We start from the raw sequence: 10933 nt of genomic DNA, 5'->3' as shown, positions 1-10933 counted from the left end.
ATGGCGGCTTGTCAGTGAGTGAGTGGCCCCGTGGTGCCGAGTTAAAAAAGAACCCCCTCTTTGAAAAAGAGGGGGTTCTTCAGCAATCTGAGGGGCGGTTTATACCGCCCCTCTTGCTGTTTACTCTCCCGCTCAGGCGAGACAGGGCTGCGGCCGGGCCATGCGCAGCGAGGCCACCAGCATGGCGAGGATCACGCCGTAGATAAGCGGGATGGCATACATCACCGCCTGCAGACCTATCACCTGCTCAAACAGGGCGCTGATGGCCGGGCTGAACATGGCCCCCGCACTGCCGCTGATGAGGATATAGGAGACGTTCTTGCTCGATGCCTGCCGCACAAACGACACCCCGTAGGCGATAAAGGCGTTGTAGAGCGCCGCACAAACAAAGCCGTAACCGTAGGTGAGGTATGGCAGCTGGCTCAGGTTGTCGGTGGTGACGATGAGCGCCGTCATCCCCATCGCCAGGGTGATGATCACCAAGAGGAAGGTGCGAATCGCAATGCGGGTCACGATGGCGGTCGAGACCAGCGCGCCAAGCAGGGCCGCCGTCCAGTACTGGGTGATGATGTTGCCCGCCTCCTCGAAGGGGATGCCGAACTTGTTCTTCACGAACATGGGCGCCCAGGTGAGGAAGGTGTAGAGCGCCAGCATGCCGAAAAAGAGCCCCTGGCCGCCGCTGATGATGCCGAGGTTCCACTCCGAGTGCTCGTTGCCGGCGCTCTCGCCGCCCGCCTCGCAGCTGCGAAAGTTGGTCAGCACCGCCACCAGCATGGTCGCCAGCGCCACCACGCCCACCGCCAGATAGCTCCAGCTCCACGCCATGGCGTGGGTCAGGGTGTAGGTAGTGATAAGCGGGAAAACCACCCCGGCCACGTTGAAGGTGGCATCCTGCACCACCAGCATGGTGCTCTGCATCCGCGCCTTCCAGACACTGACCACCAGGGTCCCCGCAATGCAGAGCCCCACCCCGCCGCACAGGCCGATCACCGTCATGGCCGCCATCACCACATAGAGCGAACCGGTCAGATGGAGCGAGGCCGCCGCCAGCGCGATCAGGCCGTAGCAGAGCAGCGTCATCCGCTTGAGGCCCACCTTCTCGATGAGGAAGAAGGCGGCAATGGTGCCCGCCAGCGCCCCGCCGTTGAGCAGGGAGAAGATGGAGGCCACCTGATTGACGTCGGTGCCGAACTTGGCGGCGATGGGGTCGATCAGCATGCCGAACTGGGTCGCAAAACCGGCCATCACGAAGTTGGCCAGGAAGCTGATGGCAGTGAGGGAGAGCTTATTGTTCATATCGGGTCTCTCTTGGGGTCAACAGGGCTGCTGCGCTTACAGCGCGGTGTGCAGCGCCAGCTCTATCATCTGGTTGAAGGAGAGTTGCCGCTCTTCGGCAGTGGTCTCTTCACCGGTCAGGCAGTGGTCGGAAACCGTCAGGATGGCGAGCGCCTCGCTCCCCTGCTGATGGGCCAGCCCGTAGAGACCGGCCACCTCCATGTCGATGCCGAGCACGCCGAACTTCTCCAGCGCCGGAATGAGGTTGTCGTCCGGATCGTAATAGAGATCGCCGGTGAAGATATTGCCCACCTTGACCGGAATCGCCTTCTCCTGCGCCTTGGTAAACGCCTTGTGCAGCAGGGCGAAGTCGGCCGAGGTGGCCATCTGGTAGCCGGCGCTGCGCTTGGCATTGGTCGGGGAGTCGGTGCCCGCCGCCTGCGCCAGAATGACGTCACGCATCTGCACGTGGCGCTGGGTCGCTCCCAGGCTGCCGATACGGATGATCCGCTTGACCCCGAAATCGTTCACCAGCTCGTGGGCGTAGAGCACCATGGAGGGGATCCCCATGCCATGGCCCATCACCGAGATACGCTGGCCGTTGTAGTAGCCGGTGTAGCCCAGCATATTGCGCACATTGGTCACCTCACGCGCATCGGTCAAAAAGGTCTCGGCGATATAGCGGGCCCGCAGCGGATCCCCCGGCATGATGACGGTCTCGGCGAAATCGCCCGGGTTGGCATTGATATGAGCGGTCATTGTTGTTGTGCTCCAGTTTGACTCGTGTGGATGAGGGCATCCTAGCCCCCGCCCCCTCTCCCCCTGCAGGACAAAAGTCCTGTTGCCTCGATCGAGATCCCAGTTCCGGTAACTTGTTGTCCGCTGCATTGCGTACCGCATGCTTTTCAACGTTGCTTGCTACGACTCGCCCATCACAGTCACCCACCATTCCTGACGCGCCGGTAAAGCGGCATAAAAAAGCGGGAGGGCGACTGCCCTCCCGCTCGATATACCCTGCCACTGGCGCAACGGGCCGATGACATTATTGGTTTTGCCGATTAACGCCTTCACGGCACCAACAATAGGCAGATAGCTAGCTCAGGTCGTGCAGCGCCTTGCCAAGAGGCGGCGTGAGGCGCAAGTCAGAGAAGCGCACCGCCAACCCCTGCCGCTCCGGCGTGCAGCACATCACCCCGATAAAGCAGCGCTCGCTTGGTGGAAACGGGGCGAGGCGCAGCAGCGGCCACACCTTGCCATCGGTGGAGTATTGCAAACGCAGGCAATCCGCCAGCCGGGTCAGTCGCAGCCAGAAGCGGCGCGGATTGCCGGTAAAAATACCGGTGGCCCAGTCAGAGCGCGGATTGGTCAGCACGCTGCCGATCATCGGCTGAGCATCGTTGTACTCGATCCCCGCTTTCAGCCAGTGCGCCTCGTCTTGCAGCAGCATCAGCCCCGCCTGATCGTAGAGGGTGGTGAACTCCCCCTCGACACAGACCTGAAAGGTAAACTCCCCCGCCACCTCGCAGCCATAGACATGACCGCTGTGGCGCTCGAAGCCATACCAGGTGCTGCGCCAAAAATCAGTCTGCTGGTCCGTGACCACCTGCAAACCGTCGTCTGTCTGGTGCCACTCGGCCGGTTCATTGAGCCAGCACCATTCCATCTCTTCCATCATCCTGCTTTGCTCCCTTATCGCGCGTAATCCCGCAAAAATGGGGCTCGCCAACGCCTCGTCCGGTCACGACAGGTCATGGCTGCGCCTCTGCGGAACCCATAAAAGGAGTCAATAGTGTCGCCATTACCGCCCCGATACAAGGTTTGTGCGTTGCGCCATCAGTGCACCCCAAAAAGCGCGGGGGGGCCTGATGGCCCCCCGCAAACACACCGGATGAGAAAATGCCTTACTTGGCGGCGCTATCCTTCACACACTTCTGGACAAAGCTGTTCTTGGCCGCGCCAGCCAGCTTCTTGTCAGCCGCCGCCTTCTCGCACTTGGCCGCCGGATCCACCGCCGCGCCCGTCTTCACGCACTTCTGGATAAAGCTGTTTTTGGCCGCACCGGCCAGCTTCTTGTCGGCGGCCGCCTTCTCGCACTCGCCGGTTGCGGCGCCAGCGGCATCTTTCACGCACTTGCCGACAAAGCTGGTCTTGGCGGCGCCGTTAAGCTTTTTGGCCGCGGCCTGCGCCTCGCACTGCAACTGGGCCGCATCGTTGGCAAAGACCGGATTGGCCAGCAGCACGCTGCCGCAGAGCAGGCCGAACAGGATGGTACGCTTCATGGGAGATCTTCTCTCTATCTGGTGATGTGTTTGCATGGTCATATTTGCATGACGATGTGTTGCAAATGGCTGTGATTGCAACAGCTGATTGTTGCCGCAGATCCCCCGCCTCGCCAGCTTGGGAGCAGAGCACAGGGCAACCATCGCCCGCACTATAGCGCCGATTGGCAAAGCGGGATTGCCCCCGACCAACCCTTCCCTAACGGTAACCCCCCCCTCTTCCCCGTCCCACCCGCCAACCCCAATAAAATCAAGGGCCATGGGAATCCAGTGCCCGGTCAGGGCGATTTGTTGACCAGACTCAAAAAAGGCAATTTTTCTGATAGTTACGTCACTTTTTGACTGGCACTACCAGATTAGATTGGCTTAACATAGCCATCCGGTACCTAATGTTGTGATGGGTCACACCTTCGCTGGCTAATTGGAGCATATTGGAAGCTGTAATCCACGGGCGGTAGCGTAAGTTTTCGTAGGTTTGTTCCTGGAACACAATCATGAATGTGTGTTAGCACAAATTTTTGTTTCAAGCATTTTTATCACCTGTTATATCAGAATGCTCAGGAGTGACATCATCGGTGATATCTTTAGTATATTCTTCGTCTTAAATGAATCTCCAAAAGGAATAAACCGCTAGATTTACCCGACACAGAAAACAGCCAATATCATAAAAATAAAGTGGACATCTACCGACAACTAATATCATTAAAGAACAAAAAACTAAATGAATATATTATTTTGGAATGTTCAGAAAAAAGACTTATCCTTAGCCGCAAATCAAATATGCGTAGATGAAAAGATCGATCTGTGTATATTTGCAGAAGCCAATAATTTAAATGAAAGTGTCATAGCCAATAACTCATTCAATAAAATAGTCACCCTCAACAACTTATCCATATTCACCAAGTATTCCTCATCCATCATAAAAATAGTGCATGAATCGATGAGATATAGCTTATTATTATTAAACTCCCCAATTTCTGGTGATGTGCTAATTTGTTGTCTTCATCTTATATCAAAAATCTCTTACTCTGAGATATCAATAGTATTAGAAGTTCAAATGTTAATGAAGGAAATAGATAAAAGGAAAGATGAATATGATACATCTCATGTTATCATATGCGGAGATTTCAACCAAAACCCCTATGAACCGGCTATGGTTAGTGCTGCTTGTTTCAACGCAACATGTGATAGAGAGATCGCAAAAAAAGGAACCCGAAAAATTTTGGGTAATAACTATGATTACTATTATAATCCTATGTGGAAATTCTACGCTACAACTTCAAGACCGTATGGAACATATTTCCACCATAGTAGCACACATGAGACGATACACTGGAACATTCTTGATCAGTTTATTTTTTCATCTTCCTTGCTAGACTTAATCTCAGATAATGACGTCAAGATAGTAACCAAAAGTAAACATGATTCATTTATAAAAAAAGATGGTGTGATAAATAAGAGAACTTTTTCGGATCACCTACCAATAGTTATGAATTCAAATATATAAGGTGCAATATGGAAAACATAAACTCATTATTTGGCGATTTGTTTTTACAGCCCAAAATACAAAACCCACGAAATATTCTTGATGAAATAAAATTTCAAGTGGAACAAGAAAGTGGTGGACTCTTAAGCGCTGATATAACTCAACAGCAGTCATCCTTAGGGGCCGCTGGTATGCTGACCTATGCTTTTTCTATAAAGTCGCTATCAACAGGATATTCATATAATTTATTTTTCATCACACATGATTTAATGTTGTATCCATGTTTTCTGAATACGGAGCAGATGATATCAGAGCAACTACCTGTAGAGCTTGCCCCTCAATATCATATAGTCAATGGCATGAATGTATTTGCAACTATTGCAGCAGATGAAGCAACATTGCGCAATATAATACAACGACTGTGTGCCACTAATAGAGCCAAAACTATAGTCCGTGCTATATATTCACAGTCATAAACCGAGAACATCCATATCTAATGATACCAAACTGGGCGTTAAATGCCCCCCTTCTATCTCGAGTGGGCGTTTATTCCAGTAAACTATAGAGGCCAGCCACACAATGTTAACCTTCACAGTTTTAACTGTCTTTTTTGAAAATAAGGCATGATATACATGACATTTTTCATCGGGGAAATATAGGGTCCTACATTCCTAAGCCAACCATTCCTCGACTAGCTCACAATGGCCCAAATCCCACCAACCACTACTCTCAATCCCCACTCGAGAGCGTGAGAAAGCGGCAGCAAGGAACCCAGATAATCGGGCTGCATCTGGGAAGCTACTGATGCGAGAAGGGAGACAGAGGACGATCCGGTGTATCGTTCAGCGAATCAAACTTGAGTCACCTTTCACAATGCAATAATAAAAAACCCCCGTTACCGGGGGATTTTTATTTCTATCGGTTATCTCAGCTCGGCGGCTTAGCCCACCAAAAATGCTCTTAACCGGGCAAACTCGGCTGGCAAATTAACGGAGAGCAGCGGCAGTTCGGCATGCTTGGCGAGCGGGCCGGGTAGCGGCACATCGAGATGCAAGATCTCATCCACCGACTCCTTGAACTTGGCGGGATGGGCGGTGCAGAGGAACACCCCCACTTCATCCTCGGCCAGCTGTTCCCCCAGCAGATCCCAGGCAATAGCGCCGTGGGGCTCGCACAGGTAATCCAGCTGGTGCAGGCGTTTCAGGGCATCACGGGTCTGGGCGTCGTTACGCATGCCGGAACCCAGAGTTTCCAGCGCCCAGCCCTTGCGACGGCAGAGCTCTTCTACCCGCGGCCAGTTGTTGGGGCGGCTGACATCCATGGCGTTCGACAGGGTGGCCACTGTCTGGTGCGGCTCCCACTGACCGGTTTTCAGGTAGCGCGGCACGGTATCGTTGGCGTTGGTGGCGGCGATAAAGCGCTTCACCGGCAGCCCCAGCGCCTTGGCGATCAGGCCCGCGGTGAGGTTGCCAAAGTTGCCGGACGGCACGCTGATCACCGCCTTGGCGCGATCGGCTTTCGGCAACTGGGCCACAGCTTCGAAGTAGTAGCAAACCTGCGCCAGCAGACGGCTGATATTGATGGAGTTGGCGGAGTTGAGGCCAATGGCCTTTTTCAGCGCCTCGTCGTCAAAGGCCTGTTTTACCAGCGCCTGACAGGCATCGAAGTCGCCATCGATGGCGATGGTGCGGATATTGCCGCCGAGGGTGCAGAAGAGCTTCTCCTGCAAGGGGCTGATCTTGCCTTTGGGATAGAGGATCACCACCTCGATCCCCTCCAGCCCGTAGAAGGCGTGGGCCACGGCGGCACCGGTGTCGCCGGAGGTGGCGGTGAGGATGGTGATCTTGTCGTTCGTTCTAAAGGCCGCGAGGCACTGGGCCATAAAGCGGCCGCCGAAATCCTTGAACGCCAGGGTCGGGCCGTGGAACAGCTCGAGGGCATATATTTTGCGATCGGTGCCATCCTTGAGCTTCACCAGCGGCGCCGGGAAGGTGAAGGCGGCATTAATCAGCTCGCTGGCCTTGGCCGCGGGCACTTCGTCACCCAGCAGGTGGCTGAGGATGCGGGCAGAGCGTTCGGCCAGCGGCAGATCCAGCAGGGCATCCACATCGGCGAGCGGTTCGAGTTGTTCGGGGAAGAAGAGCCCCTGTTCGCGACCCAAGCCCTGACGCACCGCCTGCGCGAAGCTCACCTGTTCGCTGTTGTCCTTGATGTTGTAGAGATTCATAGCTCGCTTCCTGTTACCCGTGCCCCGGCCATGTCCAGTTTGCAGACCCGGGCAAATCCATCTTCGTTCTGCACGAAATGTGCTTCCATCCAATCCTTCATCCGCTCGGCCTGCGCCAGCTCCTTCATCACCACAAACACGGTGGGGCCGGAGCCGGAGATGCCGGTGGCGAGCGCCCCGTTCTGGGCCGCCTGCGCCCGCACCTCGGCGAAGCCTTCGATCAGCGCCGCGCGGTAGGGTTCGGCAATCACGTCTTTCAATACGCTCGCGGCCAATCCCTCCTGCCCGGTGTAGCTGGCGTGGACAAAGGCAGCCAGGCGGCGGCCATAGGTGAGGCAATCCTGACGGCGATATTGGGCCGGCAGAATGGCGCGGGCCGCGGCGGTCGAAACCACTGTGCCCGGGTAGCAGACCACCCAGTACCACTGATCGAACACCGGAATACCCTGGCTGATGGCGCCGTGCTCTTCCAGCACCAGCTGCATGCCGCCGAGATAACAGGGGGCGACGTTGTCGTAGTGAACGGAGCCGGAGATCTTGCCTTCCATCTCCCCCATCAGCAGCAGCATGTCGTGCTCATTGAGGGGGGCGCCGTGAAAGGCGTTGAGTCCCTCCAGCGCCGCCACCACGCTACAGGCGCTGGAACCCAGCCCCGAGCCCACCGGCAGGTTCTTCTCCAGCACCATTTCAAGCGGCTTAAGTTTAAGGCCGCGCTTCTCCAGCGCCTCGCCATAGGCGACCCAGCAGTCATGGAGGATATTCTTTTTCGGATCGTCCGGCAGCTTGTGGGCGTAGCGGCCCACAGAGGACAGCGCAAACGGCACATCAGCGGCTTTTACCTGCACCCGATCGCCCAAGAGGGAGCCATCTACGGGGGCGAGCGCCGCCCCCAGTACATCGAATCCCACGCTCAGGTTGGCGCTGGAGGCGGGGGCATAGGCGACCACGCTACTGCTCTGGTACATGTCTGAACTCATGCTTATAGCTCCTGCTTCCAGTTCTGGGTGCGCAGCACGTCGGCAAAGACGCCCGCCGCAGTCACTTCGGTACCGGCGCCATAGCCACGCAGCACCAGCGGGATCGGCTGGTAGTAGGTAGAGAAGAAGGCGAGCGCGTTTTCCCCGTCTTTGACCTTGAACAGCGGCTCATCGCCACCGACCGCCTTGATGGCGACCTTGCACTTGCCACCCTCGATGGAACCCACATAGCGCAGCACCTTGCCCTGAGCTTGCGCCGCGGCGAACTGGTCGCGGAACCAGCCGTCAGCCTCCGGCAGGCGAGCCATAAAGGCTTCTACATCGCCGCTCACATCAAAGCCAGGTGGCAGTGCCTGCTCGACTTCCACATCGGAGAGCTCCAGCGCCATGCCGGCTTCACGAGCCAGAATGAGCAGCTTGCGCGCCACATCCATGCCGTTGAGATCGTCGCGGGGATCCGGCTCGGTAAAGCCGTTACTGCGGGCAATCTTGGTGGCTTCAGAGAAGGCCATCCCCTCATCCAGCTTGCCGAAGATAAAGGAGAGCGAACCGGACAGAATCCCGTCGAAGGCACGCAGCTTGTCACCGGCCTTGATGAGGTTCTGCAGGTTCTCGATAACCGGCAGACCAGCGCCGACGTTGGTCTCGTACAGGAACTTGCGACGAGTCTGGCGGGCGGTGCGGCGCAGCGCCTTGTAGTAATCGAGCGAGCCGGTGTTGGCCTTCTTGTTCGGAGTGACCACATGGAAGCCAGCGGCGAGGAAGTCGGCATACTGGACGGCCACCGCCTCGGAGGAGGTGCAGTCAACGATCACCGGGTTGATGATATGGCTATCTTCCACCAGCTTTTTCACCCCTTCCAGCGAGAAGCTGTCGCGGGCTTCCACCAGCTGTTCACGCCAGTTGGTGAGGTTCAGGCCATCCTTGTTGACCGCCATCTGGCGGCTGTTGGCGATGCCGACCACGCGAAGGCCAGTGCCCTGCTCGGCCAGAACCGGCTGCTGGCGGGCAATCTGATCCACCAGCGCGGCGCCGACGCCACCGACCCCAACCACAAACAGATCGATAAACTGCTGGCTGCCAAAGAAGTTCTGGTGGCACGCCTTGATCGCTTCCGCCACCTTGCGATCCCGCACCACCGCCGAGATGGAACGCTCGCTGGAGCCCTGCGCGATAGCGACGATATTGATGGAGGCTTGCGCCAGCGAGGTGAAGAAGCGGGCCGCCATTCCCTTGCTGGTGCGCATGCCGTCACCGATGAGGGAGATGATCGCCAGATCGCTGATGATATCCAGCGGCTCCAGCAGCTGGTTTTTGAATTCGAGCTCGAACTCGCGCTCCAGCACCTTGCGAGTCTTGTCGCTGTCGTAGCTGTGGATACAGAAGCTGACGCTGTACTCGGAAGATGACTGGGTGATCAGCACGATACTGACCCCGGCGCGGGAGACGGCGGAGAAGATGCGACCGGCCATGCCGACCATCCCCTTCATGCCGGGGCCGGAGACGTTGAACATGCACATGCCGGACAAGTCGGAGATGGCCTTCACTTTCAGGTCATCATCGCCGCTCTCGGGGCCAATCAGGGTGCCCGGCCCTTGCGGGTTGAAGCTGTTCTTGATGAGGCAGGGAATATGGAACTGGGCCACCGGCGCGATGGTTTTCGGGTGCAGCACCTTGGCGCCGAAGTAGGAGAGCTCCATCGCCTCCTTGTAGGAGAGGGTTTTCAGCAGGTAGGCATCCGGCACCAGACGGGGGTCGCAGCTGTAGCAACCTTCTACGTCAGTCCAGATCTCGCAGCACTCGGCATCGACACAGGCGGCCAATACGGCTGCGGAGTAGTCGGAGCCGTTACGACCCAGCAGCACGGTCTCGCCCTTGTCGCTGCCGCCGGTAAAGCCCGGCATCAGGTAGAGGCATCGCTGCTTTTCTGCCACAACAGGACGTAAGCCCTTGGCGGCAAAGCGCACCCGGGAGGCCTCGATATCGACGTGAGCTTCCAGATAACCGCCGTCGGTCACCAGCAGCTCTTCCGGCACGATCAGCTCCAGCTCCAGACCGCGCACCCGCAGCAGTTCGTGCATAAAGGCGATGGAGAGGTTCTCGCCACGGCTCAGAATGCGCGCCTGCACGTTGTCCGGGCAGAGGCCCAGCAGACGGATGCCCTGCATCAGCCGCTCCACCTGATCCAGTTCGCTGGTGAGGCGCGCCAGCAGCGCCTTGTCATCGAGCGCCGGATAGGCCGCCTTCAACCCGGCCAGCAGGCGGGAGAAGATGCCGTTCACTTCAAACAGGGTGGAACTGGCATCCATGCCGCGGCTGGTCTGTTCCACCAGCGCCACCAGATGATTGGTCACCTTGGCAGGAGCAGAGAGCACCAGGGCTACCTGAGATTGGCCGTGGGTGTTGACCGCGATATCGGCCACCCGTAAAAAACGTTCTGCATCGGCCAGTGAAGACCCGCCAAATTTCAACACTCTCATCGCTTTCTCTCCCTGTAAATCTATGAAATTCAATCTAAAAACCAATCCAACAAAAAGGCCCGTACTGGGTGGGTACGGGCCTTTTTTGATTTCTGTGCTTGTTCGTCAGCGCATCAACCGGCCCCAGTGCCACCTGTGGTGGTACCGGTAATAATGGTGGTGGTGATGACGTTGGTGAATAACTGCATGACGAACACTCGTTGACGAAG

Annotated in this window: 9 protein-coding genes; 2 read left to right on the top strand and 7 right to left on the bottom strand. The window is 56.8% G+C overall.

The features are described from left to right. Positions 1–132 precede the first annotated feature (132 nt). The 4 genes from tsgA to ACW5W8_RS17900 form a co-directional block, all read right to left on the bottom strand. On the bottom strand, positions 133–1296 hold the full coding sequence (gene tsgA, locus ACW5W8_RS17915; RefSeq protein WP_498629254.1) for an MFS transporter TsgA: 1164 nt from the start codon (positions 1294–1296) through the stop codon (positions 133–135). A 36-nt stretch (positions 1297–1332) separates the two neighbouring features. Further along, complete coding sequence (gene deoD / locus ACW5W8_RS17910) at positions 1333–2034, bottom strand: purine-nucleoside phosphorylase (RefSeq protein ID WP_498629252.1); 702 nt, start codon at positions 2032–2034, stop codon at positions 1333–1335. A gap of 334 nt (positions 2035–2368) precedes the next feature. Continuing rightward, positions 2369–2950 carry a DUF1349 domain-containing protein gene (locus ACW5W8_RS17905; RefSeq protein WP_498629251.1) on the bottom strand — a complete coding sequence of 194 codons (582 nt, stop codon included), beginning with the start codon at positions 2948–2950 and terminating at the stop codon, positions 2369–2371. Positions 2951–3176: 226 nt separating this feature from the next. Then, on the bottom strand, positions 3177–3554 hold the full coding sequence (locus ACW5W8_RS17900) for a hypothetical protein (protein ID WP_005338113.1): 378 nt from the start codon (positions 3552–3554) through the stop codon (positions 3177–3179). A gap of 721 nt (positions 3555–4275) precedes the next feature. Here ACW5W8_RS17900 and ACW5W8_RS17895 point away from each other — a divergent pair. Both ACW5W8_RS17895 and ACW5W8_RS17890 read left to right on the top strand, forming a co-directional pair. Next, positions 4276–5061: a hypothetical protein gene (locus ACW5W8_RS17895; protein WP_498629249.1), complete on the top strand. Its 786-nt coding sequence runs from the start codon at positions 4276–4278 to the stop codon at positions 5059–5061. Positions 5062–5069: 8 nt separating this feature from the next. Beyond that, entirely contained in the window at positions 5070–5516 is a 447-nt protein-coding gene (locus tag ACW5W8_RS17890) for a hypothetical protein (protein WP_498629247.1), read from the top strand. Positions 5517–5980: 464 nt separating this feature from the next. Here ACW5W8_RS17890 and thrC read toward each other — a convergent pair whose 3' ends face one another. From thrC to thrA, 3 genes are read right to left on the bottom strand one after another with little or no spacing between them, the layout of a single operon-like run. Further along, positions 5981–7267 carry a threonine synthase gene (gene thrC / locus ACW5W8_RS17885; protein ID WP_498629245.1) on the bottom strand — a complete coding sequence of 429 codons (1287 nt, stop codon included), beginning with the start codon at positions 7265–7267 and terminating at the stop codon, positions 5981–5983. Next, positions 7264–8244, bottom strand: a complete 981-nt coding sequence (thrB, locus tag ACW5W8_RS17880; protein WP_498629244.1) for a homoserine kinase — start codon at positions 8242–8244, stop codon at positions 7264–7266. The genes thrC and thrB overlap by 4 nt, the downstream gene beginning before the upstream one ends. Before the next feature lie 2 nt (positions 8245–8246). Then, positions 8247–10724: a bifunctional aspartate kinase/homoserine dehydrogenase I gene (gene thrA, locus ACW5W8_RS17875; protein ID WP_498629242.1), complete on the bottom strand. Its 2478-nt coding sequence runs from the start codon at positions 10722–10724 to the stop codon at positions 8247–8249. Between the last annotated feature and the right edge of the window lie 209 nt (positions 10725–10933).

This window comes from Aeromonas aquatilis (genome assembly GCF_054052405.1).
Note: the sequence above shows the minus strand (reverse complement) of the source record. Positions and strands in the feature narration are given on the sequence as shown.

Bases quoted from the DNA above. Each gene is read 5' to 3' on its own strand.
- thrC (WP_498629245.1), bottom strand. From the start codon at position 7,267: ATGAATCTCTACAACATCAAGGACAACAGCGAACAGGTGAGCTTCGCG.
- tsgA (WP_498629254.1), bottom strand. From the start codon at position 1,296: ATGAACAATAAGCTCTCCCTCACTGCCATCAGCTTCCTGGCCAACTTC.
- ACW5W8_RS17905 (WP_498629251.1), bottom strand. From the start codon at position 2,950: ATGATGGAAGAGATGGAATGGTGCTGGCTCAATGAACCGGCCGAGTGG.
- thrA (WP_498629242.1), bottom strand. From the start codon at position 10,724: ATGAGAGTGTTGAAATTTGGCGGGTCTTCACTGGCCGATGCAGAACGT.
- thrB (WP_498629244.1), bottom strand. From the start codon at position 8,244: ATGAGTTCAGACATGTACCAGAGCAGTAGCGTGGTCGCCTATGCCCCC.
- ACW5W8_RS17890 (WP_498629247.1), top strand. From the start codon at position 5,070: ATGGAAAACATAAACTCATTATTTGGCGATTTGTTTTTACAGCCCAAA.
- ACW5W8_RS17900 (WP_005338113.1), bottom strand. From the start codon at position 3,554: ATGAAGCGTACCATCCTGTTCGGCCTGCTCTGCGGCAGCGTGCTGCTG.
- ACW5W8_RS17895 (WP_498629249.1), top strand. From the start codon at position 4,276: ATGAATATATTATTTTGGAATGTTCAGAAAAAAGACTTATCCTTAGCC.
- deoD (WP_498629252.1), bottom strand. From the start codon at position 2,034: ATGACCGCTCATATCAATGCCAACCCGGGCGATTTCGCCGAGACCGTC.